This is a genomic window from Mycobacterium sp. IDUB_37 (assembly GCF_055419245.1).
The window spans coordinates 125,895-149,057 of the sequence record NZ_JBVAXG010000013.1 but is presented as its reverse complement, the minus strand read 5'-3'; the positions used below and the strand labels follow the sequence as shown (position 1 = coordinate 149,057).

General features: G+C 64.5%; 19 protein-coding genes, 1 tRNA gene and 2 pseudogenes. 5 read left to right on the top strand and 17 right to left on the bottom strand.

What is annotated here, in order from left to right; translation table 11 throughout:
- Positions 1–7 precede the first annotated feature (7 nt).
- The 3 genes and pseudogenes from ACZY1I_RS29690 to ACZY1I_RS29680 form a co-directional block, all read right to left on the bottom strand.
- Positions 8–1,192 (bottom strand): acyl-CoA dehydrogenase family protein, encoded by a 1,185-nt coding sequence (locus tag ACZY1I_RS29690; protein WP_463760990.1) that lies wholly within the window; start codon positions 1,190–1,192, stop codon positions 8–10.
- 8 nt (positions 1,193–1,200) lie between these two features.
- A complete protein-coding gene (locus ACZY1I_RS29685) occupies positions 1,201–2,070 on the bottom strand; it encodes an SDR family oxidoreductase (RefSeq protein WP_463760989.1) in 870 nt (289 codons plus the stop codon).
- A 17-nt stretch (positions 2,071–2,087) separates the two neighbouring features.
- Positions 2,088–2,408 (bottom strand): annotated as a pseudogene (locus ACZY1I_RS29680) (MaoC/PaaZ C-terminal domain-containing protein); the annotation flags it as partial.
- On the opposite strand from ACZY1I_RS29680, the pseudogene ACZY1I_RS29675 reads away from it, so the two are divergent.
- Positions 2,409–2,926: pseudogene (locus tag ACZY1I_RS29675) on the top strand (TetR/AcrR family transcriptional regulator); the annotation flags it as partial.
- Here the strand turns inward: ACZY1I_RS29675 and ACZY1I_RS29670 are convergent.
- The 6 genes from ACZY1I_RS29670 to fabG all read right to left on the bottom strand — a co-directional run bounded on the left by ACZY1I_RS29670 (position 2,923) and on the right by fabG (position 8,409).
- Complete coding sequence (locus ACZY1I_RS29670) at positions 2,923–3,285, bottom strand: hypothetical protein (protein WP_463760988.1); 363 nt, start codon at positions 3,283–3,285, stop codon at positions 2,923–2,925. The pseudogene ACZY1I_RS29675 and the gene ACZY1I_RS29670 overlap by 4 nt on opposite strands.
- A gap of 63 nt (positions 3,286–3,348) precedes the next feature.
- Positions 3,349–4,041: a GntR family transcriptional regulator gene (locus tag ACZY1I_RS29665; RefSeq protein WP_463760987.1), complete on the bottom strand. Its 693-nt coding sequence runs from the start codon at positions 4,039–4,041 to the stop codon at positions 3,349–3,351.
- Positions 4,042–4,045: 4 nt separating this feature from the next.
- Positions 4,046–5,239, bottom strand: a complete 1,194-nt coding sequence (locus ACZY1I_RS29660; RefSeq protein ID WP_463760986.1) for an acyl-CoA dehydrogenase family protein — start codon at positions 5,237–5,239, stop codon at positions 4,046–4,048.
- 4 nt (positions 5,240–5,243) lie between these two features.
- Positions 5,244–6,437 (bottom strand): CoA transferase, encoded by a 1,194-nt coding sequence (locus ACZY1I_RS29655; RefSeq protein ID WP_463760985.1) that lies wholly within the window; start codon positions 6,435–6,437, stop codon positions 5,244–5,246.
- A complete protein-coding gene (locus tag ACZY1I_RS29650; protein ID WP_463760984.1) occupies positions 6,434–7,663 on the bottom strand; it encodes an acetyl-CoA C-acetyltransferase in 1,230 nt (409 codons plus the stop codon). The genes ACZY1I_RS29655 and ACZY1I_RS29650 overlap by 4 nt, the downstream gene beginning before the upstream one ends.
- Positions 7,660–8,409 (bottom strand): 3-oxoacyl-ACP reductase FabG, encoded by a 750-nt coding sequence (gene fabG, locus ACZY1I_RS29645; RefSeq protein ID WP_463760983.1) that lies wholly within the window; start codon positions 8,407–8,409, stop codon positions 7,660–7,662. The genes ACZY1I_RS29650 and fabG overlap by 4 nt, the downstream gene beginning before the upstream one ends.
- A 72-nt stretch (positions 8,410–8,481) precedes the next feature.
- Here fabG and ACZY1I_RS29640 point away from each other — a divergent pair, with 72 nt between their 5' ends.
- Complete coding sequence (locus tag ACZY1I_RS29640) at positions 8,482–9,651, top strand: acyl-CoA dehydrogenase family protein (protein WP_463760982.1); 1,170 nt, start codon at positions 8,482–8,484, stop codon at positions 9,649–9,651.
- A complete protein-coding gene (locus ACZY1I_RS29635) occupies positions 9,648–10,469 on the top strand; it encodes a mycofactocin-coupled SDR family oxidoreductase (protein WP_463760981.1) in 822 nt (273 codons plus the stop codon). Before ACZY1I_RS29640 ends, ACZY1I_RS29635 begins: the two co-directional genes overlap by 4 nt.
- Positions 10,470–10,475: 6 nt before the next feature.
- On the opposite strand, the gene ACZY1I_RS29630 is transcribed toward ACZY1I_RS29635, so the two are convergent.
- From ACZY1I_RS29630 to ACZY1I_RS29615, 4 genes are read right to left on the bottom strand one after another with little or no spacing between them, the layout of a single operon-like run.
- Positions 10,476–11,552 carry a phosphotransferase family protein gene (locus tag ACZY1I_RS29630; protein WP_463760980.1) on the bottom strand — a complete coding sequence of 359 codons (1,077 nt, stop codon included), beginning with the start codon at positions 11,550–11,552 and terminating at the stop codon, positions 10,476–10,478.
- A gap of 48 nt (positions 11,553–11,600) precedes the next feature.
- Positions 11,601–13,343: an ABC transporter ATP-binding protein gene (locus ACZY1I_RS29625; protein ID WP_463760979.1), complete on the bottom strand. Its 1,743-nt coding sequence runs from the start codon at positions 13,341–13,343 to the stop codon at positions 11,601–11,603.
- A complete protein-coding gene (locus ACZY1I_RS29620) occupies positions 13,340–15,913 on the bottom strand; it encodes an ABC transporter ATP-binding protein/permease (RefSeq protein WP_463760978.1) in 2,574 nt (857 codons plus the stop codon). Before ACZY1I_RS29620 ends, ACZY1I_RS29625 begins: the two co-directional genes overlap by 4 nt.
- The gene (locus ACZY1I_RS29615) at positions 15,913–16,626 is read right to left on the bottom strand and encodes a TetR/AcrR family transcriptional regulator (protein ID WP_463760977.1); all 714 of its coding nucleotides are present in this window, start codon (positions 16,624–16,626) and stop codon (positions 15,913–15,915) included. The genes ACZY1I_RS29620 and ACZY1I_RS29615 overlap by 1 nt, the downstream gene beginning before the upstream one ends.
- A gap of 192 nt (positions 16,627–16,818) precedes the next feature.
- Here ACZY1I_RS29615 and ACZY1I_RS29610 point away from each other — a divergent pair, with 192 nt between their 5' ends.
- Complete coding sequence (locus tag ACZY1I_RS29610; protein ID WP_463760976.1) at positions 16,819–19,143, top strand: FdhF/YdeP family oxidoreductase; 2,325 nt, start codon at positions 16,819–16,821, stop codon at positions 19,141–19,143.
- An 11-nt stretch (positions 19,144–19,154) separates the two neighbouring features.
- Here ACZY1I_RS29610 and ACZY1I_RS29605 read toward each other — a convergent pair whose 3' ends face one another.
- The 4 genes from ACZY1I_RS29605 to ACZY1I_RS29590 all read right to left on the bottom strand — a co-directional run bounded on the left by ACZY1I_RS29605 (position 19,155) and on the right by ACZY1I_RS29590 (position 22,510).
- Complete coding sequence (locus tag ACZY1I_RS29605) at positions 19,155–19,775, bottom strand: TIGR03085 family metal-binding protein (RefSeq protein ID WP_463760975.1); 621 nt, start codon at positions 19,773–19,775, stop codon at positions 19,155–19,157.
- A gap of 51 nt (positions 19,776–19,826) precedes the next feature.
- Complete coding sequence (locus tag ACZY1I_RS29600) at positions 19,827–21,047, bottom strand: fatty acid desaturase family protein (protein ID WP_463760974.1); 1,221 nt, start codon at positions 21,045–21,047, stop codon at positions 19,827–19,829.
- Positions 21,048–21,056: 9 nt separating this feature from the next.
- Positions 21,057–22,187 carry a ferredoxin reductase gene (locus tag ACZY1I_RS29595; protein WP_463760973.1) on the bottom strand — a complete coding sequence of 377 codons (1,131 nt, stop codon included), beginning with the start codon at positions 22,185–22,187 and terminating at the stop codon, positions 21,057–21,059.
- Between the two features lie 236 nt (positions 22,188–22,423).
- A tRNA-Leu gene (locus ACZY1I_RS29590) sits at positions 22,424–22,510 on the bottom strand.
- Between ACZY1I_RS29590 and ACZY1I_RS29585 the strand changes: the two genes are divergently transcribed.
- Positions 22,489–23,124, top strand: coding sequence for a helix-turn-helix domain-containing protein (locus ACZY1I_RS29585; RefSeq protein ID WP_463760972.1), 636 nt, complete (start codon positions 22,489–22,491; stop codon positions 23,122–23,124). The genes ACZY1I_RS29590 and ACZY1I_RS29585 overlap by 22 nt on opposite strands.
- Positions 23,125–23,163 lie beyond the last annotated feature (39 nt).

Below are 23,163 nucleotides of genomic sequence, written 5' to 3'. Positions count from 1 at the left end.
TGCCAGCTTAGATCATCAGCGATTTGGCGTCCCGGGCCAGCCGCTCGACGGTGTACTCAGCCATGTATCCGTTGCCGCCGAAAAGCTGCACGGCATCCATGGCGACGTCGGTGGCAGCCTCGGAGGAATACCACTTGATGGCCGAGGCCTCTGCCAGCGACGGTAACTTGCCGGCTCTTAGCCGCTCCAGGGAGGAGAACACCATGTTCTGCACGTTGAGCCGTGCCACTTCCATCTTGGCCAGCTTGAGCTGGATCAGCTGAAGCCGGCCGATCTCCTTGCCCCACAACGTGCGGGTACGCGCGTAGTCCAGGCAGCGCCGGTGACATTCGTTGATGATGCCCAGCGACAGCAGTGCGATACCGATGCGTTCGACGACGAAGCTGGCGCGCGCGCTGTCGCGGCCGTCTCCGCTGGTGTGCTGTTCGGTTTCGCCCAGCAGCCGGTCAGGGGTCAGCCGCACGTTGTCGAAGAACAACTCTCCGGCGGGAGAGGACATCATGCCCATCTTCTTGAACGGCCTGCCTTGAGTGAACCCGGGCATCCCCTTTTCCAGCACGAAAGTCAGCACCGGTCGGTCGCGCTTGTTGATGGGGTCGCCTTCGTCGAGCTTGGCGTACACGATGACGACGTCGGCGTCGGGCCCGTTGGTGATGAAGGTCTTCTGCCCGTTGAGAACGTAATCCGCATCGTCACGTCGCACATAGGTCTTCATGCCGCCGAACGCATCCGAGCCCGCGTCCGGCTCGGTGATGGCCCATGCGGCGATCTTGTCCAAGGTCATCAGGTCGGGCAGCCAGCGCTCCTTCTGCGCCAGGGTGCCGCGGCTCATGATCGTCGCCGCACCCAGGCCCAGACTCACTCCCACGGTGCTGAGCAGCCCGATGCTCACCCCGGCCAGCTCGATCACCAATGCGGCCGCCATCGACACCTGTTCGCCCACCGCGCCGAAACCTGGTCCCGCACTGCGAAATTCGCCCGCATCTTGCGTGACGCGCTGCTTGTCGAGCATCGTCTTGACCGCCTCGGCGGCCAGCACGTCGAGACCGAACTCACTTAACAGCCTGCGCACCAACGGGTATGGGGACACCGCTCCGGTTTCCAGGCCGTCCAGATGCGGGCGGATCTCTTTGTCGATGAACGCGCGCATGCTGTCGCGCATCATCAGGTCAGTCTCGGACCACTCGATCACGGGATCTCCTAACCAGGTAGGCGGGCGGCGATGTCGTCGATCTGCCAGAGGCCGTCGGTTTCGATGGTCGCAACGTCGTGCCACCCTCTGAGCAGCGAGATGGCGCCGCCTTGGACGGCGTAGACGTGACCGGTGACAGGGCACTTCTCGGTTGCCAGGTAGGCGACCAACGGCGAGATGTTGGCCGGGCTGAACAGGTCGTGCTCACCGTCCTCGGGCTCGCTCATCAGCGCGCCCATGCCGGGTGTTGCCAGGGTCAGTCGGGTTCGCGCGATCGGCGCGATCGCGTTGACCCGCACCCCGTAACGCTCGAGTTCCTCCGCGGCGATCAACGTCATCGCGGCAATCCCCGCCTTCGCCGCGCCGTAGTTGATCTGTCCTGGATTCGGCAGTGTCACACCCGATCCCGATGCGGTGTTGATCACCGCCGCGGTGGGCTGCTCGCCGGCCTTGGACTGAGCCTTCCAGTACGCCGCCGCGTGTCGCAGCACCGCGAAGTGACCCTTGAGATGCACTGCGACCACCGCGTCCCACGCCTCCTCCTCGAGCGTCGCGATGAATCCGTCCCGCAGGATGCCGGCATTGTTGACGACGACGTCGAGGCGCCCGAACTCGTCGATTGCCTGTTCCACCATGCTCTGGGCACCCGCCCAGGTTGCGACGTTTTCGGTGTTGGCGACGGCGCGACCACCGTTGGCGATGACCTCGTCGACTACCTGCTGAGCGGGCCCGCCGTCGGCACCCTCCCCGGCATTGCTGCCGCCGAGATCGTTGACGACGACCGAAGCGCCCTGGCTCGCGAACAGCAGTGCGTGTTCACGTCCGATTCCGCGCCCTGCCCCCGTGATGACTGCAACGCGACCGTCCAATTCGCCCATATTCCCAGCCTTTCTAGTTAATTGTTTGTGCTGTCCGCTATTTCGACCAGCCCGTCGGTGATGGCAAGATCGTCGCCGCGTGCGGTCTCGAATGCGTAGCTGGTGATGCCCTCGGCACTGCCGGTCCGCCAGATCCGGGTGCTCAGTTCGTCGCCGGGCAACACCATCTTGGAGAACCGCACCGCCAGTCGCTTGAGTCGGGTGACGTCGGAATCGGCCACCTCGGTGAGTACTGCCCAGGAAGTGAATGCCATCGTGCACAACCCGTGCGCGATGATGCCGGGCAGCCCGGCGTCCTTGGCGACTTCCTGATCGAGGTGAATCGGCATCGGGTCGCCGGGTACGCGGGCACCACCACCCAACGGGTAGCCGCGGTGGCCGGCGTGACCCGCGGCGCCCAGGTGCACCACTTCGGGTCGAAGGAAGATCTGGTGGTTGCGGCCATCGAACACCGGCTCAGCAACGGGCGCAGGCGATGATGCGGGACCTGGGCCTGGCAACTCTCGGGCCGGATCCCGTTGTCACACTGCTGAATTACCTGTGGGAGGCCCACCAGGGTCCGATGTTCACCGCGACTGTCGAGTTGTGGGTGGCCGCACGCACCGATCCGGTACTCGCGGGACAGATCGAACGCGTGGAGCCGCTTGTCAACGCCGCCTTGGCGGACGGAATTGCTCAGTTGTGGCCCGGCCCCGCCGAGCAGAAACAACTACGCGACATCGTCTACACCGCGATGGATGCGTTGCGTGGCATCCTGCTGACCAGCTTCGTCGACAGGGATCCAGAGCGGGCGCGTAAACGTTGGGACCGGGCCAGCGGCCACCTGATCGAGCTGCTGCGGCCGATGCTCGGCTAGGCCCTGAACCAGGGTTGGCAGTTCTTGGTCTCGAAGGCCTTGACGTTCGACGGGATCGTCGCGAACATCGGGGTCATACCGGAGCCCGAATTCACGATGTCACCGTCGCTGGCATCCGGTGTGCTGTGCAGCAGCCACATGCACGTCGAAAGCTCGGATACCTTGCCGAACACCAAGATAAGCGGCCCCGACGGGCCTTGGGTGCGGTAAGTTCCCGGCGCGATGTCGGGGCCGACCAGGAAGATGCCGTTGCCGGGAATCGGGTCCACCGGGTCGGCGGCCGCGGATGGCGCGAGCGCGAGTGCTGACCCGCAGGCCAGCGCTCCGACGAATACCCGAGATACACGTGTTGGGCGCATGACGGCAGCGTAGGCCCGGCCGCGTTCAGCAACAAGAAGCCTTGTGTCATTCAGGTCGAAATCTCAGCTGTGGTCGCTGGGCACTGCCTGCACTACCACGCCACGCTCAATGAGGTGGTCGATCAACGGAATTGCGCTGGCGGCAAGGTGTTCCGACATTGCGGCGCGGGCCAACTCCTCATCGTGTCCGCCCAGCGCATCGAGCACCCGCCGATGGTCTTTGACAGCCTGGTCGGACCAGTGCTCGATCATCGGAAACACCGACTCGGGGGCATAGCGGGTGATCTGCGACATCAGCTGAGCCAACTTCGGCGAATCCGCGGCGATGTTGATCGCGCGGTGGAATTCGTGGTTGAGGCGCACCTTCTGTTCGTCGTCGTCCGCGGCATAGGCCGCCTCGAGTTGTGCCTGGATCGCGCTGAGTTCGCGTAGCTGGTCGTCGGTGATATGGAGAGCCGCGCGCGCCGCCAACTCGCCGCCGACGTGCGCCTGCACGTTGGCGACGTCGGCCAGATCACGCTGAGTCAGCGGCAGCACCACAAATCCCCGGCGCGGCTGCTGAGCCACCAACCCTTCGGCACGCAGCGCGAACAACGCCTCACGCACCGGGGTGACGCTGATCCCCAGCTCCACGGCCAGTTGATCCAGTCGTACGTACTGCCCGGCCGCATAGGTGCCCTCGAAGATCCGCTTCCGGATGAAGCTCGCGACATCCTCCGAAAGCTGAGGCCTCGCAACGAAATCGGGGACCGTCATGGCGTCACACCCGGTACTCGTCCAGTAGACGCTTGCTGATGATCTGCTTCTGGATCTCGCTGGTTCCCTCACCGATGAGCAGGAAAGGTGCGTCGCGCATCAACCGCTCGATCTCGTACTCCTTGGAGTAGCCGTAGCCGCCGTGAATCCGGAAGCTCTGTTGGGTTACCTCCGAACAGAATTCACTGGCCAGGTACTTCGCCATACCCGCTGCGACATCATTGCGTTCGCCGGAGTCCTTCAGCCGAGCCGCATTGACCATCATCAGATGTGCCGCTTCGACCTTGGTGGCCATCTCGGCCAGCTGGAACGCGATGGCCTGGTGCTCCGCGATCGGCTTGCCGAAGGTCTCGCGCTGCTGGGCATACTTCACCGCCAGTTCAAAAGCCCGGATGCCGATGCCGCAGGCCCGCGCCGACACGTTGACCCGGCCGACTTCGATGCCGTCCATCATCTGGAAGAAGCCCTGCCCAGGCTTGCCGCCGAGGATGTCGTCGGCGCTGGCCCTGTAGCCGTCGAAGATGAGCTCGGTGGTGTCGATGCCCTTGTAACCCAGCTTGTCGATCTTGCCCGGGATGATCAGGCCCGGCAGTACTTCGCCGAATCCCGTTGGCTTCTCGACCAGGAACGCGGTCAGATTGCGGTGCGGCTTGTCGGCGCCTTCGTCGGTGCGCACCAGCACAGCCACCAGCGTCGAACTGCCGCCGTTGGTGAGCCACATCTTCTGGCCGTCGATGGTGTAGGTGCCGTCGGAGTTGCGGGTGGCCCGGGTGCGGATAGCTGCGACGTCGGAGCCCAGTTCGGGTTCTGACATCGAGAAGGCGCCGCGCGTCTCGCCGACCGCCATCCGCGGCAGGAAGCGTTCCTTCTGCTCGTCGGTGCCGTGCTGGCGCAGCATGTACGCGACGATGAAATGGGTATTGAGTACGCCGGATACGCTCATCCAGCCCCGCGCCAGTTCTTCGACGCAGAGCGCATAGGTCAGCAGTGACTCCCCCAGCCCGCCGTACTCCTCCGGGATCATCAGGCCGAACAATCCCATTTCACGCAATCCGTCGACGATCGCCTGCGGGTAGGTGTCGCTACGTTCGAGTTCCGGCGCGTTGGGAATGACTTCCTTGTCGACGAATCGCCTTACCGTCGTGACGATTTCAGTCTGGATCTCGGTGAGGCCAAGGGTCTGGGCCAGTCTGGTCATGGGGCTAGTCCCCTATCGTCTCTGCGCTCAACAGACGCGCGATGTCTTCGGTCGTCATTGCCAGGTATTCGTTGAGGATGTCGGCGGTGTCGGCACCGAGTACGGGCGCGGCAGTGCTCGCCGGGTGCACGCCGTCGAATGCGGCGGGCATAGCCGGTGCAAGATAATCACCGACACCCGGTTGATGCAGCGAGGAAAACAGCGGATTCGCAGTCACTTTCGGGCCACTGGCCACCTCGGCAAAAGTGCGGTAGCGCTCCCACAGCACCGTGGTGCCAGACAATGCCTCGATGATCTCGTCGGCGTCGTGGCCGGCGAACCAGGTGCCGAACAGGCCGGAGAGCACGTCGCGGTAGCGGTAGCGATCCCCCTCGGTTTCGAAGTCGGCGTCCAGCGCCGCCGCCAGCGCCGCGACCGCCCGACCGGTGCCGGTCACCTCGACCAAGTCGCGAACGTGGCGCCGGGTCAACAGAACGACCATGAACCTGGCTGCGTCGCGACTGACGAAGTCCTGACCGTATTGGCCGTAGATGGAGTTGCCCAGGCGCTCGCGTTGGGTTCCGAGCACCTGAGGCTCGGTGAGCAGGCTCAGGTTGCCCGCCGTCGCCAATGCGACGTCTTCGAGCGCGATGCTCACCTGCGCGCCTACTCGGGATTGGTCACGACGGTGCACGGCGGACACCACCGCGAGCGCGGCGTATAAACCGCAGGTGACGTCCCAGGCGGGCAACACGTGGTTGATCGGACCCGCGTGATCGGCCGGGCCGGTCACCAATGGGTAGCCGATCGCCGCGTTCACGGTGTAGTCCACGCCGGTGGATCCGTCATGGCGACCAAGTAGCTGCACATGGATGGCGTCGGATCGACTGGCTGCCAATAGTTCGTAGCTCAGCCACGGCAGCACCGCATTGGTGACGACGATGCCGTCTCCTTCGACGATCAGTCGCTGGATTAGCTCCTGACCTTCGGGCGAGCGTAAATTGATTGTGGCCGAACGCTTTCCCTTGTTGAGGCCGGTCCAGTAGATCGAGGTGCCGTCGGCGGTCAGCGGCCATCGTTGCGCGTCGGCGGCGCCGCCGATCGGGTCGACGCGGATCACCTCGGCCCCCAGCTGGCTCAGCGTCATGCCACACAGTGGCGCGGCGACGAAGCTCGACACCTCGATGACGCGAATGCCGCTCAGGGGCAACGCAGTCATGCGGTATCGACCCGCTCGAAGACCGCGGCCAGACCCTGGCCGCCACCGATGCACATGGTCTCCAGGCCATAGCGCGCCTGGCGGCGGCCGAGTTCGCGCGCCAGAGTGGCGAGCATCCGCCCCCCGGTCGCGCCGACCGGGTGTCCCAGCGAGATGCCCGAGCCGTGCACGTTGGTTCGGTCGTGGTCGGCTTCCCCGAAGTTCCACTCCCGCATCACAGCCAGGGCCTGGGCTGCGAATGCTTCGTTGAGTTCGATGAGATCGATGTCTTTGAGTTGCAATCCGGCTTTTGCCAGGGCGACTTCGGTCGCTGGGACCGGCCCGATGCCCATGATGTTGGGAGCAACGCCCGCCTGGCCCCACGACACCAGGCGCACCAGCGGCGTCAGGCCGTACCGAGCCGCCGTTTCCGGGGTGGTGACCACGCACATCGATGCCGCGTCGTTCTGTCCACTCGCGTTGCCCGCGGTGACGGTGGATTCCGGATCACCTTTTACCAGAACGGGTTTGAGCTTGCTCAGCGATTCCACCGTGGTGTCGGCGCGCGGATGCTCGTCGGTGTCGATCACATCCTCGCCCTGACGGGTGCGCGACGATACCGGAACAATCACTGGAACTATTTCCGAGGCGAGGATTCCGTTCTTCTGCGCGGCCACCGCACGCTGGTGTGACCGCACCGCAAGCTCGTCCTGCTCCTGACGGGATATGCCGTATTGCCGGCGCAGGTTCTCGGCAGTCTCCAGCATCCCTCCCGGGACCGGGTAGTCCCGGCCGCCCGCGGTGGTGCGTCCGCGAGCCAATCCGTCGTGCACGTTCACACCGGACCGTGCTCCACCCCAACGCATGTCGGTCGAATAGAACGCGACGTTGCTCATACTCTCGGCGCCACCGGCTAAGACAATGTCGTTATTGCCGGTGCTCACCTGTAGGCACGCCTGGATCACCGCCTGCAGCCCCGACCCGCAGCGGCGGTCAACCTGCATCCCCGGAACCGTCACGGGCAGACCGGCATCCAGAGCAACCACCCGCCCGATCGCGGGCGCCTCGCTGCTGGGATAGCAGTGGCCGAGGATGACGTCCTCGATCGCTTCCGGGGCGAGGCCGGTTCGCTCGAGCAGCCCCTTCAGCGCGGCGACACCGAGGTCAACGGCGCTCTGCGACTTGAACATTCCGCCGTAGCGGCCGATCGGCGTTCGTACCGGCTCGCAAATGAAAGCCTGCCTCACAGGTGCCTGCCGCCGGTGATCTCCATGACGGTGCCGGTCATGTACGACGACAGGTCGGAAGCGAGGAACAACGCGACGCTGGCGACCTCGCTGGGTTCACCGGCCCGGCCCATCGGCACCTCGGCGACCTTGGAGTCCCAGATCCGTTGTGGCATGGCCTCGGTCATGGCCGAGCGAATCAGCCCCGGGGCAATCGCATTGACCCGAACACCAAGATAGGCAAGCTCTTTGGCGGCCGCCTTAGTCATCCCGACGATTCCCGCCTTCGCCGCCGAATAGTTCGTCTGGCCGATCATGCCGACCTTGCCCGATACCGACGACATGTTGATGATCGCGCCCCGCTTGTTCTCCCGCATGACCGCAGCGGCCAACCGGGTGCCGTTCCAGGTCCCCTTCAGGTGCACGTTGATGACCTGATCGAACTGCTCCTCGGTCATCTTGCGCATGGTGGCGTCACGGGTGATGCCGGCGTTGTTGACCATGATGTCGAGGCCGCCGAAACGTTCGACGGCGGTCTGGATCAGGGTTTCGATGTCGGCCGCCTGAGTCACATCGCACTGCACGGCGATCGCGACATCATCGCCACCGAGTTGCTTTGCCGCGACCTCGGTCGCTTCCAGATTCACGTCACCGAGCACCACACGCGCGCCCTCGGCGACGAAGCGCTCCGCGATCGCATAACCGAGACCCTGTGCACCGCCCGTGATGACCGCGGTCTGTCCATTCAGCAACGACACCTGTATCACGCATCCCTAGTTGTCCTGGCCCTCGACGGGGCGCTCGTCAAGCCAATATCGTATTTCATATACGATATACCCATGACTGCTGACGCTCCCGAGGTATCTGACGAGGACTTTCAGGAGATCCTGGCGCAGACCCGCCACTTCGTGCGGACCGTGGTCGTGCCGCGTGAGCAGGAGATTCTCGACGACGACCGGGTTCCGGACGATCTGCGCGACCAAGCCAAGAAGATGGGCCTGTTCGGCTATGCGATCCCGCAGGAATGGGGCGGTCTCGGCCTGAACCTGGTGCAGGATGTCGAGCTGGCGATGGAGTTGGGCTACACATCATTGGCCGTCCGATCGATGTTCGGCACCAACAACGGCATCGCCGGACAGGTGCTCGTCGGGTTCGGCACCGATGAGCAGAAGACTCGGTGGCTCGAGGGAATCGCCTCCGGCGATGTTGTCGCCTCGTTTGCACTGACCGAACCCGGCGCCGGATCCAACCCGGCCGGCCTGAAAACCAAAGCCGTTCGGGACAACGGTGATTGGGTGATCTCCGGACAGAAACAGTTCATCACCAATGCCCCCAACGCCAATCTGTTCATCGTCTTCGCCCGGACCAGGCCCGCCGACGACAAGGGCCCGGGCATCGCCGTCTTCCTGGTGCCGGCCGACGCAACGGGCGTCCAAATCGGCACCAAGGACGCCAAGATGGGCCAGGAAGGCGCCTGGACGGCCGATGTCCGCTTCGACGACGTCCGCCTCGATGACACCGCGCTGATCGGCGGCAACGAGGACATCGGCTATCGCGCCGCCATGACCTCGCTGGCCCGCGGACGCGTGCACATCGCCGCGGTCGCGGTCGGCGCCGCCCAGCGCGCACTCGACGAATCCGTGTCCTACGCGGCGAAGGCAACCCAGGGCGGCACGCAGATCGGCACATTCCAGTTGGTCCAGGCGATGCTCGCTGAGCAGCAAACCGGTGTGCTGGCCGGGCGTGCTCTGGTCCGCGACACCGCACGGCGGTGGGTCAATGGCGAGGATCGACGGATCGCGCCGTCGGCGGCCAAGCTCTTCTGCACCGAAATGGCGGGCAAGGTAGCCGATCTCGCGGTGCAGGTCCACGGTGGCAGCGGGTACATGCGTGGTGTTCCGGTCGAACGCATCTACCGGGATGTCCGCCTGCTTCGACTGTATGAGGGCACCAGCGAGATTCAGCAGTTGATCATCGGCTCCAATCTGATCAAGGCCGCGCAGAGATGAGCCGGCGACTGGCAGGCCGGGTCGCCTTCATCACCGGGGCGGCGCGGGGCCAGGGTCGCGCCCACGCCGTGCGGATGGCGAGCGAGGGTGCGGACATCATCGCGGTCGACATCGCCGGCAAACTTCCCGACTTCGTGCCCTACGATTCGGCCACGCCGGAGGATCTCGCCGAAACCGTTCGGCTAGTGGGACAAACAGGCCGGCGCATCATTGCCGCCGAGGTAGATATCCGCAACTTCGAAGCACTGCGCAAAGTCGTCGACGATGGCGTCGCCGAACTTGGTCGGCTCGACATCATCGTGGCCAACGCCGGCATCGCGGCCCCACAAATCTGGAATGAGATCACCCCGGAGAACTTCCGCGATGTCATGGACATCAACGTGACTGGCACCTGGAACACCGTGATGGCCGGGGCCGACAAGATCATCGAGGGCGGGCGAGGTGGCTCGGTCATCCTGATCAGTTCCGCGGCCGGCGCCAAGATGCAACCGTTCATGGTGCACTACACCGCCAGTAAGCACGCCATCACCGGGATGGCCCGGGCGTTCGCCGCCGAATTGGGTCAACACAAAATCCGGGTCAACAGCGTTCACCCGGGTGCGGTGAACTCCCCGATGGGTGGCGGCCAGATGATCGCCGAGACGCGCCGGGTGATGAAGACGTACCCGCAGTTGTCGCACATGCTGACCCCGTTTCTCCCGCGCTGGGCCGCCGAACCCGAGGACATCGCCGACACCGTGTGCTGGCTGGCCAGCGACGAGTCGCGCAACATCACCGCCGCGAAGATCCCGGTGGACCAGGGGTCCACGCAGTACTAGCGCGAATCAGCTGAGCAGGTCCAGAGTGCCCAGCTCTCGAATCGCCCGGGAGCCCCGGCTCAGCATGGCGAGCATCATGTCGTCGCCGCGCTCGGTCGAGGTGGCGAAGGCGAACCCGAGCGCTGAGATCAGCGGCGCCTGCACCACGCCGAGGCGGTAGTCGCGCCAGCAGGTGTCACGGTCGTAGTCGGTGACGCCGAGATCCAGTAGCGCCCGGTGGTATTCGTCGACGAGGTCGCCTTCGATCTCCGCACGCAGCTGGGAATCGAGGCTGGTGGCGGTGAAATAGGCCAGATCCCTGGCCGGCAGACCCACACCGAGCGTCTGCCAGTCGACCACAGTGATCCTGGTTCGCTCCGGGTCGAACAGCATGTTGTCGAGGCGATAGTCTCCGTGCAGCAAGGCGAACCGGTCGTGCTCGGCAAGCAGCCACGGCGCTACTAAATTCATTGTCGCAGCGAAAGTTTCGCGGTCTTCGGCAGTCATTCGGCCGCCCAGCTTGTCCAGGGTGATGTCGGTAGCCATCTTCGCCACCTCGCCCATGCCCGCAGCGCCTGCTTCGTCCGGGCGCGCGAACGCGATGCCCGGAAAATCCAGCCACACCGGATCGCACCAACTGGGCGCGTGCAGACCCGCCAACGCGGTCACCGCCAACCGAGCCTCTTGCGGGCCACAGCCGGCAATCTGGTCGCCCTGGACCGCGGGCGCCTGGTCGGCCAGCAACAGCGCGTATTCCATTGCATCGTCGGTGATCTCGCAGTAGAAGCACTCCGGGATGGGCACCTGCACGCGCTCAGCGACCGAAGCGTAGAACGCGCACTCGCTGCGATAGCCGATGACCACCCGGTCGCGGACGGCGTCGTCCTGGGCGGGCAACTTGATCACGAACGTCTGCGGCAGACCACCCGGGTCACCGCCGTAACTGGCGCTCACCCGGTAGGTGGCACCGGTCTGCCCGGTGCCTATCGCTACGACGTCGGCCTGTGACACCTCGACGGGCGCGCCCCGCCCACTCAGCACCGCGGACAGCCACTCGGCAGTCACATCGGTGGGGTACCGCGGGATCGACAACAAGGCACTCATGTTATGGACTGTAAGCCATACCGCATGTACCTCGGGAGCTCCCCTTGCCTACTCGGCGAGGATCCGCCATTCCGCGGCTTCGTGCTGCTGACGCCAGAATTCGCTGAAACGCCCACCTGCAGCAAGCAATTCGTCGATACTGCCGTCTTCGATCACCCGGCCGTTCTCCACGAACAGCACGCGGTCGGCGTGCCGGATGCTCGCCAACCGGTGGGCGACTATCACCCGGGTGTGCGAATGCGGGTCAGCGGTCAGCGCCTCGACCACCGCAACCTCGTTCTCGTTGTCCAGGGCACTGGTCGCCTCGTCCACCAACAGGATGGGCGCACCTTTGAGCAGGGCACGCGCGATGCTGACCCGTTGGCGCTCACCACCGGAAAGCGCCGAACCGGCCTCCCCGACGACGGTCTCCTCACCGTCGGGAAGCCTGGCGGTGAGCTCGTCGACCCGTGCCAGCCGGATGGCCCGCGCGAACCGGCTGTCGTCGGCTCCCGGACCACCGGCGAACACGTTCTCGCGGATCGTTCCGTGGAAGAGATAGGGATGCTGGAAGACGACGCTGCTGGCGTCGCGACGGGCAGCTGCCGCCAACGTCGCGGTGTCAACGCCGTCGATTAGCACGCGGCCCCGAGTCGGCTGGTGCAGTCCGGCAATCAGTGCCAGGACCGTGCTCTTGCCGGAACCGGACGGCCCGACGATCGCCGTCGCCGTTCCCGGCTGCAGCGAGAAGCTGACGCCGTCGAGCGCCAGTTGATCGTCAGAACCGTCGTAACTGAAAGTGACACCGTCGAAGTCGATGCGGGGCGCCCCGGCATGGTCACCGAGCGCGGCGGTCCCCGCTCCTATCGCGGGAGCGGTCAGCACCGAACGGATGTGCTCGAGGGTGGCGCGGGTGCTCTCCAGGGCCGGCGCCAATTCGCTGACGGTGGTGAACGGCTCCAGATATCGGGCCATCACGACGATCAACGCGATCGCCTCGGGCACGGTGAGCTTTCCACCCACGGTCAGCGCCGTCGTGACTCCGGCCAACAGGATGAGCGCCAACTGGCTGGCGATGCTGAACAACAGCTGCCCCGGAATCTGCTTGCCCAGCAACCGCATCGTGGCGCTGTGCTGGGCGGTCAGCGCAGTGCCGACCACGCTGCGGGCGGGCTCCACCCGTCGCGCGGCCCGCAGCGCCTGCTGGGTTCGGGCGAACTCGATGATGCGTTCGGTCAGCGCGGTGTTGGCTTCACCCGCGGCGGCGTCGGCCCGGCGCGTCAAGCGCACCGACGCCCACAATGCGCCGAGTAACAAGGGCACACCGGCCAGCGCGGCCACGCCGAGCTGCCAGGAGATGGGCACCAGGGCCAACGCGATGACCGCCGGCAGCGCGATGCCGCCGATGAGCGGAGTCAGCAGATTGACCACCAGGCCGACAAGTTCCGGCCCGGTCGAGGCGATCGCCTGCCGTGCCGTTGCGGTGTTGTCGGAGGTGAACCAGTCCAGCCGAACCTCGGGGAGGCGGTCTGCCACATCGTGCTGGGTGCGGTCGAGCACGGCGAAACCGAGATCGAAACCGATTCGTGCGGTAGTGAAGTCGATGAACCAACCGAGCACCGTCGCCGCGGTGAGCCAACCGAGCCACGTCAACGCGCGCTGCGGGGCGTCGCTGAACAGCGCTCCCACCAAGGGGACCAACAACACCGCGCCGACGGCGCGCACCACTACGGAGACGAATGCGAGCACGGCGTAGGCGAGCACCTTGCCGCGACGATCAGCCGGCACCAGCCGGATCCAGGTGCGGATCATCGTGCCACCTCCTGGGGCGCGGGTTGCCCCGACTCCCACAATCGGCGGTAGCGGCCGTCGGCGGCGAGTAGCTCGTCATGGGTGCCGCGCTCCGCGATCCGGCCGTGGTCGAGCACCACGATCTGGTCGGCCCCGGTGATGGTGTGCAGCCGATGCGCGATCACCAGCACGGTTCGATCTCGGGTGAGTCGATTAAGTGCTTGCTGCACAAGGTATTCCGATTCCGGGTCGGCGTAGGCGGTGGCCTCGTCGAGGATGAGGACGGCAGCGTCTGCCAGAATCGCGCGGGCGATGGTGAGCCGTTGCCGCTCCCCACCCGACAGCGCGGTGCTCGCGCCGAGCATCGTGTCGTAACCGCTCGGCAAGCGCAGGATGCGGTCGTGAATCTGCGCCTCCCGGGCCGCGGCCTGGATCTGTTCCAAGGTGGCATCGGGGACCGCCAGCGCGATGTTCTCGGCGACCGTACCGTGCACGAGTTGCGTTTCCTGCAGGACGAACCCGACGTTCGAGTAGAGCTCGTCGGCCGTCAGCGACCGAATGTCTCTGCCCTCAACACGTATTGAACCCTGCGCAATGTCGTGGAACCGGGCCAGCAGCGCGGCCAGCGTGGACTTGCCTGAGCCCGACGGGCCAACCAGGGCGGTCACCGTCCCACGCCGCAGCTCCAGCGACACGTCCTGGATCACCGGCACACCGGGTCGGTAACTGAAGCCGACGTTGTCGAATACCACGGCCGGTGCCGGGTCCGATCCTGCCTGTGGTCGATCCTCGACGGCGAGTTCGCCCTCGGCCAGCGCGATCTGCAGGCGCCGCGCGGCGAGTCTGCCTGCGCTAACGCCACCGACGCCGTACCCGATACCGAGCAGTCGGGCGCCGAAGGTGGTGCCCAGCAACAAGAATGGCAGCAGGTTCACCGGATCCATCCGGTGCGTGACCACCAACAGGGTGCCGGTGACCGCGATGAGCCATAGGAACGTCGACGGCCGAGTAGCCAGATCCATCATCGTCTTCTTGCCCGTCAGCGGACGCTGCCAGGCGACAAGGAATCCGATGTACTCGTCCAGTCGACGCCGGAAGTTCGAAGCAGCGGCTCCGCCGAACACCCGGACGACCGGCTGGCCCTCCAAGTACGCACCGGCCTCGCTGTTCATCGTCTCGACCCACCGCTGCGATTGAGCGATGCGCGGACCGGACTGCACCATCAGCGCCGACGACATCATCAGGTAGACCAGCACCGGCCCGAACAGCACCAGCCCCACCCGCCAGTCGACGACGAACAGGTAGAGCAGCACCGCCACCGGCGCCACCACTGCGTTGACCGCATCCGGGATGGCATGCGTGACCAGATAGTGCAGCGACAGGGTGTCGTCCTGCACCAACTGCTTGATCGAACCCGAACCGCGGGCGGTGAACCAGCCCAGCGGCAACCGGGACAGCTTGCCCAGCAACCGCGAACGCAATTCGCGGGAGAACCGCGCATCGACGATGTGCAGCCACAGCGTCAGCGCGGCCCCCAGAACGGTGCCCAGCCCCAACAACGAAACGGCTGCGATTCCCACATCCCACAATCGGGACTCGTCGGCGCCCGCAACCAGCAGCCGGGCCAGCTCGACCAGTAGCACGTACGGCGCCAGCTGCACCAGCGTGACGATTGCCTGCAGCACGCCGGAGACAATGAGCGCGGTGCGCAGTGGCGCCAGCAACTCCCCTGCGGCCTGGGCCCGCCAACTGCCCCGGCTCGCCGGGGCAACTTCGACCGGTTCCGCTTGTGCTGCAACCACTTCCAGCGTCTCGTCGATCGGCGCAGCGGTGCTTGGCTCGTCGCCGCGACTGGTGCCCATCTCGCGGCCGGCGCTCCAGTAAGCCTGTGCATGCACCTCGGACTTGGGGAAGCCGAACGCGTCACGCAGGCGTTTGCGGATGACCTTCAGCGTGTTGGCTTCCGGCGTGGCCCAGGCATACCAGTTCGACCAGTCACGGCTTTCGATCGCCTCGGCCAGTGACTTCTCGTCGTGACGCCTGACCCAGTGCGTCCGCAGCCGGGGATGCTCCGCCAGCGGAATCAGCGTGTCGTTGTCGTCATGTTGTTCGAGGTACAACTCGACCGGGACGTCGTCGGGGATGGTTCCGATGATGCCGTTGATCCCCGGAATCGACGCGGAGTCGCCGATCAGCAGATAGCCGGCCGGCTGCTCATCAGGGGTGTCGTAGCGCGACGATCCCATCAACGACATGACGGCGATGGTGGCGCCGGGCGCAACGGTGCGCGCCCACATCGATCCGGGACCGGCGGGGTCGTGCAGCACCACGTCGATCGCGAAACGGCCGCTGGCCGGGTCAGCTTCGGCGATCGTGTAGCCGCGCTGGAATTCGGTGCTGGACCCCTTCGGGTCAGGGAACCAGAACCGCAGCCACGCGGCCGGTTCGGCCTCGACCTCATCGAACAGCGTCGGCGACTCCATCCAGATCCGCACGAAATGTGGTGCGATCGTGACGATTTCGAGCACCGTCGCGATGTGGTCGCGGGCGCCGAAGCCCTTCATCATCACGCCCTGAAAGCCCCGTGCCATCAAAGATCCTCTCCCGTGGCGGTGTAGCGCGCCACGACTTCCTTGACCGGACGGCCCGGCGGGATCTCCCCGACCAACCCCCGGATCGAAGCGGCCAATAACAGCCGCACATACTCCGAATTCGCCATCTCGGGCCAGCCGACATGGGCCGCACCCAGGCGAGCATCACCTGCCAGCCGTCGGGCTACCGCGTCGCGCTCCGCTGCGAACCGATTGGCCTGATCGCCCCCGGTTGCGTTGGCATTACTCTCTTCTCGGGCGGCGAGACTGATCGCCAGCGTGGCGACGGCACTGCTCAACATGATCGCGGCGTCCTCGGCGTATCCGCGCCGGCTCACCGCGTCGACTTCGGTGACCAACAACCGCACGCCGGCGTCGCCGCGCGGAAACAGGATCTGCAGGTAGGCGGCCAGCCCGGGGTGTTCAACGGTGAAGCGCCACAACTGAAGTCCGAACGAAAGCAGGTGGGCTTCGATATCGTCCGTGGGGTCGTCACGAAGCTCGAGTTCGGCGAGCAGACTCTCACCGACCAATCGCTCCAGTGCCCAACGGCTTTCGACGTGCCGATACAGGGCAGTCGCCGACACACCCAACTGAGCGGCGACCGCATTGACACTCAGCCGTCGCATACCCAGCTCGCGACCCACGCGCAGGACGTCGTCCACCGCGATGAGCGCGGGACGTCCGCCTGCTCGCGACGCGACGGTTTTCACCTGCCCGGCCCCTTCGACTGCAGTAAGTTACCCCCTCAAACTAAGGGTGACCTTATCTCAATGCAAGTCGTTGGACACCGGCGGCGTCGCCTCTGTTTTCGCTGGGCCCGAAGTGGGTGCAGACTGTACCCAGACTGTTTCAGGCTGCCCTCCCGGACGGCTTCGCGTCCCGCTGAGCCAAAGGTGTTGACGATGACCACATCTGATGTGAACGCAACCAACCTGACATCGGCCGGCGGGGACGGGCCCCCGACCGACGCAATCCCTTCCCAGCACGACTATCACCACCCCGCCGCAGGTTGGGGTGCGGCCATGAGCGTCTCCAAAGTGCTGGTGCAGGAGCACGCCCTGGTCAAAGGGGCGCGCGCTATTCATAAGATGAACCACGAGGACGGCGGGTTCGACTGCCCGGGGTGCGCGTGGCCGGACGACACCAAAGGCCTCAAGCTCGACATCTGCGAGAACGGCATCAAGCACGTCACGTGGGAGATGACGCATAAGCGGGTCGGCGCCGACTTTTTCGCCCAGCACACGGTTTCGGAATTGCTGGGCTGGTCCGACTTCGCGTTGGAAGACCAGGGCCGTCTCACCGAGCCGATGGTCTATGACGCCGGCACCGACCGTTACAAGCCCATCTCCTGGCAGGACGCATTCGACCTGATCGGCCGCGAACTGCGCGGGCTGGACAGCCCCAACCAGGCCGCCTTTTACACGTCGGGGCGGCTAGGTAACGAGGGAACTTTCCTCTATCAACTGATGGCACGCGAGTATGGCACCAACAATCTGCCCGACTGCTCCAACATGTGCCACGAAGCTTCCGGACGCGCCCTCTTCGCGGCCCTGGGCACCGGCAAAGGCACGGCTGATCTCAAGGATTGGGAAGTGGCCGACGCCTTGTTCATCTTCGGTGTCAACGCGGCTTCCAACGCGCCGCGCATGCTCACTGCGCTCGCCGAGGCCTACCGCCGCGGTGCACAGGTCGTGCATATCAACCCGATGGTGGAGGCAGCGGCCACCCGGACGATCGTGCCGCATGACCTGATGCACATGGCCATGTTCAAGACGACGCGTACCAGCACCCTCAACCTGCAGGTGCGGGTAGGTGGCGACATGGCACTACTGCGCGGAATCGCCAAGGCGGTGTTGGAGCAGAGCCGGACCGATCACAAGGCGTTGGACCATGAGTTCATCGAGCGATACACGCAGGGGTTCGAGGAATACCGTGCGCTGTGCGAGGCCACCTCTTGGGCTGAGCTGGAGACGCAGTCCGGACTGACTCGCACAGACATGGTCAAAGCCGCTGAAATCTATTCGCGCTCCGACCGAACACTGATTAGTTGGTGTCTGGGCATCACCCAACACGAACACGGCGTCGACACGGTCCGCGAGATCGTCAACCTGCTTCTGATGCGCGGCAACCTCGGCAGGGAAGGCGCGGGTCCGTCGCCCGTGCGCGGCCACAGCAATGTCCAGGGCAACCGCACCTGCGGCATCGACCACCGTCCGAGCGAGAAGTTCCTGGACCGGCTCGCCCAGGTCTGCCACATCGACCCACCACGCGAGCACGGTATGGACACAGTCGCCACCATCAAGGCGATGAACGAGGACCAGGTGAAGGTCTTCGTCGGCTTGGGCGGCAATTTCGTCCTGGCCGCGCCCGACACCGAACTCACCGCCGCGGGTCTGCGACGTTGTTCGCTGACGGTGCAGGTGAGCACCAAACTCAACCGGGGTCACCTCGTGCACGGTAAGAAGGCGTTGATTCTGCCCTGCCTGGGCCGCACCGAGAAGGACCACCAGCGCGGCGGCCTTCAGTCCACCTCGGTCGAAGACGCGATGAGCATGGTGCACCTGTCCGTAGGAATGAAGAAACCGGCATCACCAAACCTGCTCTCCGAGCCGGCCATCATCGCCGGCATGGCGCGCGCCACCCTCCCGCAGAGCAAAACACCCTGGCAGAGCTACATCGAGGACTACGACCGGATCCGTGACACCATGGCCGAAGTCCTCGACGGCTTCGAGGACTTCAACCGCCGGGTGCGGCTGCCGCTGGGATTCCGCATTCGGCAGCCAGCGCGTGAACTAGTCTTCTTCACGCCATCGGGCAAAGCCGAATTCTCGGCCGCTCCCCTACCGGACGAGGTGCCGTTGGGTGATGTGCTCATCCTGCAGACCATGCGCAGTCACGATCAGTGGAACACGACGATCTACTCCGACAACGACCGTTACCGGGGGGTCAAAAATGTGCGCACGCTGATTTTGATGAACGCCGACGACATGCGCGCCCGGCACATCGAACCGGGCGACCTGGTGGACATCACGGCCACCGCGCGCGACGGCAGCCAGCGCTTCCTCAAGGAGTATCGGGCCTTCGCTTACGACATGCCGAAAGGCTGTGCGGCGGGCTACATGCCGGAGATGAATGTGTTGATCGCCGCGAGCGACTACAGCAGTCAGAGCCACCAGCCGCTGATGAAGAACATCAAGGTACGGGTGGCTCCCAGCGTGCCGCGCTGAATCCCGCTCCGCTACAAGCTCTTCGGCGCCTCACGCACCTGCCGGATCGCCGACTCGTCGCCCTGGTAATCCACCCTGGCCTCCCGATTGACAGCGAACAGCAGCAATTCTTCGGGCCTACCGGTGACCGTGACGGCCGGCCCACTGCCGGCGAAGAGCAAAGTCTTGCCGTCAGCGGTGCGCAGTGCGACCCGCGCGGGGAGGCTGGCCAGCGTCAACCGGCCGAGTAGGGACACGGTCTTGCGAAGTCCTTCAACCAGTTTGGGTTCGAGTTCCCTCGGCTCCCAGCCCGGCTTGGCGCGGCGCACGTCCTCGTGGTGGATGAACATCTCGGCCACGTTGACCACCGGGTCGAGCAGCTTGAACAGCGAGTAGGCGGGCGGACCGGACGCGACCTTGCCTACCAACTCCTCCCATTCGTTCTTCTGCGCGACCTTGCTCTGCAGCTTTTCGGTGTGGTCGGCGAAGGCTGGAATGAGAATGCCCGGACCGGCGTCGATGCGGTACTCCCTGATCACCAGATGGGCGGCGAGGTCGCGAGTGGTCCACCCTTCGCAGAGAGTAGGTGCCTCGGGTCCCGCACCGAGGAGGGTCTCTACGAGGGCGGCACGCTCGCGTCGCGCAACGGACACGTCGACTCCAATCTGAAGGTCTTAGGAGACCTATACCTCAACTATGGTGCCTCAGGCGGCCCGCAACTCGCGCAGGGCAGTGCGCAATCCACGGCGGCGCCCCGTGTCGGGATCGACAAAGCTGTCCTTAAGCCCGCCCCGGACCCGAAACTTCAACTCGGAATTGGTCTCCGGAGCGTTGTCGGGCGTCCCTTTGAGCAGCTTGTCGGGCAGGGCGAGCTTGAAGATCGTCCAGAACGACTGCCAGTATTGCCGCGCGAGCGATCCGGTGGTGTAGGGCAGGTCGTACTTCTCGCAGAGCTCGCGCACCCGGACCGAGATCTCCCGGTAGCGATTGCTCGGCAGGTCCGGAAACAGGTGGTGCTCGATTTGGTAGCAGAGGTTCCCACTGATGAACGCCAATACCGGCCCGGCGTTGAAGTTCGCCGATCCCAGCATCTCGCGTAGGTACCACTCGCCCTGCGACTCGTTTTCGTATTCCTCTTTGGTGAACTTCTCAGCCCCGTCGGGGAAATGGCCGCAGAAAATCACCATGTAGGACCAGTAGTTGCGGATGAGGTTGGCGACCGCATTGGCCTGCAGGGTGCGCTTCCAGCTTCGGCCGGTGAGGGCCGGAAAGACGATGTAGTCCTTGCCGACCTGCTTGCCGACCTTTTTACCGATGATCTTGAGGTCTTTGCGTACCTCAGCCCAGCTCTTGTCGTGTCTGCGGACTGCCGAAAGCTCCAATCCGTGTGCGGCAACACCCCATTCGAAGAGTGTGCCCAGCAGCATGTTGTAGATCGGGTTGCCGAGCATCCACGGTGCCCACGGCTCGTCGCGGGTGACGCGCATGATGCCGTAGCCGACGTCGTCGTCCATCCCGACGATGTTGGTGTACTTGTGGTGGATGAAGTTGTGCGACTTCTTCCAGTGCACACTCGGCGAGGTGGTGTCCCATTCCCATTCGGTGGAGTGGATTTCCGGGTCGTTCATCCAGTCCCACTGACCGTGGGTGATGTTGTGCCCGAGTTCCATGTTCTCGATGATCTTGGCCATGCCGAGCATCCCGGTTCCGGCCAGCCAGGCGTACTTGTTTCGGCTGCCGAACAAGGTAATTCGGCCGCCGGCAGCGAGCGCGCGCTGCAGCTGGATCGCCCGGCGGATGTACCGGGAATCGTGCTCGCCGCGGGACTCCTCGATGTCCGCGCGGATCGCGTCGAGCTCACGGCCCAGCGCTTCGACGTCTTCTGCACTGAGATGTGCGTATTGCTTTACATCGGTGATAGCCATTGGTTCTCCTCAGATCTTGATGGTGCAGTCGCCGGATGCGGTGGAGATGCAGGTATTGATTCGGTCGCCTTCGCCGTGTTCGGCTCCAGACCGGAAGTCGCGGACATGCCCCGATTCCAGTGGCAGCACACAGGTCTGGCAGATTCCCATCCGGCAGCCGAACGGCATCTGGATGCCGACCTCTTCGCCGGCCTCCAGAAGTGAAGTGGCACCGTCTATTTCGACTGACTTGTCGGACACCGAAAAGTGAACCGTGCCACCCTCACCGCCCTTGTCCGTGGCGGCGATGGTGAAGCGTTCCAGGTGCAGCTGATCGCTGCAGTCGTTGTCCTTCCAAAGCTCTTCTGCACTGTCGAGCAAGGCAGTCGGCCCACAGACCCAGGCCGGCCGCTCATTCCAGTCGTCGACGATGTCGGCGAGCCTCTCGAAATCCAGATGGCCCTGAGTTTTGGTGAGCTGCAAATGAAGTCGATAGTTGGGCTGGGTTTTCTCGAGCTCGCGTAGTTCGTCATGGAAGATCACGTCCTCCTCACTGGGTGCGGAGTGAATGTGCACGATGTCGGCTTCTGCTTCGCGAGCCTTGAACATACGCAGCATGGCCATGACCGGCGTGATGCCGCTGCCGGCAGTCATGAAAAGGATCTTCTTCGGCGGCGGATCAGGCAGCGCGAAATCGCCTTTGGGGGTGGCTAATCGAACGATGGTGCCTGGCTCGACGCCGTTTACCAAGTGCGTCGACAGGAAGCCTTCGGGAGTGGCCTTGACGGTGATCGTGATGTTTTTGTCGTCTCGCTGCGGAACCGACGTCAGCGAATACGAGCGCCAATGCCAGCGGCCTTCCACACGCAATCCGATGCCCACGTACTGACCGGGCTGGTATTTCCCAGAAAATCCCCACCCCGGTTTGATCGTCACCGTCGCGGAATCCGAGGTCTCGGGTTTGACGTCAACGATGAGGCCGCGCAACTCTCGCGCGGACCACAGCGGGTTGAGTAGTTTGAGATAGTCGTCGGGCAGCAGCGGAGTGGTGGCCCGAGCAGCAAGCCCCCGCGGGACGTTGACCCAGGGGGTCGTAGCAGTCTGAACGCCTTTCGCGGGCGCCTTGCTCCATCGGGCGAGGCTGCGAAGGGTAGAGCCCATGGCTGTTCCTCGTGGTCTGTTGGGATTTACCGCGAGTCGGCTGAAGCACGGTCTCTAGTGGCTTCCCAGTACACAGTTTCGATAAACACTTGTTCGCTGAGAATGGGCTGTGCGGCAGGCTTGGGGGATCGGATTCAACACCAAACATGGCCTTTAGGTGGGGTTTTGGTTGATATCCAGCTTGCCGAAACCGCTGGCAACTTATCGGCCGGTCGGTGCACATCTGAAGGTTTGGATGGTGCGGGCGGGGGGACTCGAACCCCCACGCTCTTCCGAGCAATGGCACCTAAAGCCATCGTGTATGCCAATTTCACCACGCCCGCAGCGCTGCCGATCGTACCGCTCTGTCAGCCACGAAACTTGTCGGCGGCCCCTTTTAGCTTGGAGTCATCCGGGCGAGAGGGGTAGGTACGTGCGATCAGCGGAGGAGTTTGACGCAGCGAATCGGCTCATCGCAGCCGGCATGAGCGACTCCGCTATCGCCAGAAAACTCGGCCTGCCTCGGCCGACTGTTCAGGACTGGCGACGACGGCCTCAGGTCCGGGCCAGAATGCCAGCAGACGGCCCGGTTTGCGGCCTCAGTCACGACCCTTCCGCGCTCTTAGCGGGCCCGTACTGCTACCTACTCGGCCTCTACCTGGGTGATGGCTGCATCTCACGGATGGGGAGAGTGTGGCGCTTACGGATCACTCTCGACCGGCAGTATCCGGGAATCATCGACCGCTGTCGCCTGGCCATCGACACCTTGATGCCAGGCCAGCACGCAGCAATTCATCCCCAACCTAAGGGATGCGTCGTCGTCTCGCTCTACTCAAAACATTGGCCGTGCATGTTCCCTCAACACGGCTCCGGCAGGAAGCACCTGCGTCCGATCCGGCTGGAGCCGTGGCAGCAGGCGCTCGTGCAAAAGGCGACGGAGGAGTTCATCGCGGTCTGATCGACAGTGACGGCTGCCGCGTGGTCGCAAACGATCGCG

Excerpts from the sequence above, each read along its gene's own strand:
- ACZY1I_RS29685 (WP_463760989.1), bottom strand. The coding sequence starts at position 2,070 with ATGGGCGAATTGGACGGTCGCGTTGCAGTCATCACGGGGGCAGGGCGC.
- ACZY1I_RS29670 (WP_463760988.1), bottom strand. The coding sequence starts at position 3,285 with ATGCGCCCAACACGTGTATCTCGGGTATTCGTCGGAGCGCTGGCCTGC.
- ACZY1I_RS29665 (WP_463760987.1), bottom strand. The coding sequence starts at position 4,041 with ATGACGGTCCCCGATTTCGTTGCGAGGCCTCAGCTTTCGGAGGATGTC.
- ACZY1I_RS29660 (WP_463760986.1), bottom strand. The coding sequence starts at position 5,239 with ATGACCAGACTGGCCCAGACCCTTGGCCTCACCGAGATCCAGACTGAA.
- ACZY1I_RS29655 (WP_463760985.1), bottom strand. The coding sequence starts at position 6,437 with ATGACTGCGTTGCCCCTGAGCGGCATTCGCGTCATCGAGGTGTCGAGC.
- ACZY1I_RS29640 (WP_463760982.1), top strand. The coding sequence starts at position 8,482 with ATGACTGCTGACGCTCCCGAGGTATCTGACGAGGACTTTCAGGAGATC.
- ACZY1I_RS29635 (WP_463760981.1), top strand. The coding sequence starts at position 9,648 with ATGAGCCGGCGACTGGCAGGCCGGGTCGCCTTCATCACCGGGGCGGCG.
- ACZY1I_RS29630 (WP_463760980.1), bottom strand. The coding sequence starts at position 11,552 with ATGAGTGCCTTGTTGTCGATCCCGCGGTACCCCACCGATGTGACTGCC.
- ACZY1I_RS29625 (WP_463760979.1), bottom strand. The coding sequence starts at position 13,343 with ATGATCCGCACCTGGATCCGGCTGGTGCCGGCTGATCGTCGCGGCAAG.
- ACZY1I_RS29620 (WP_463760978.1), bottom strand. The coding sequence starts at position 15,913 with ATGGCACGGGGCTTTCAGGGCGTGATGATGAAGGGCTTCGGCGCCCGC.
- ACZY1I_RS29610 (WP_463760976.1), top strand. The coding sequence starts at position 16,819 with ATGACCACATCTGATGTGAACGCAACCAACCTGACATCGGCCGGCGGG.
- ACZY1I_RS29600 (WP_463760974.1), bottom strand. The coding sequence starts at position 21,047 with ATGGCTATCACCGATGTAAAGCAATACGCACATCTCAGTGCAGAAGAC.
- ACZY1I_RS29595 (WP_463760973.1), bottom strand. The coding sequence starts at position 22,187 with ATGGGCTCTACCCTTCGCAGCCTCGCCCGATGGAGCAAGGCGCCCGCG.
- ACZY1I_RS29585 (WP_463760972.1), top strand. The coding sequence starts at position 22,489 with ATGCCAATTTCACCACGCCCGCAGCGCTGCCGATCGTACCGCTCTGTC.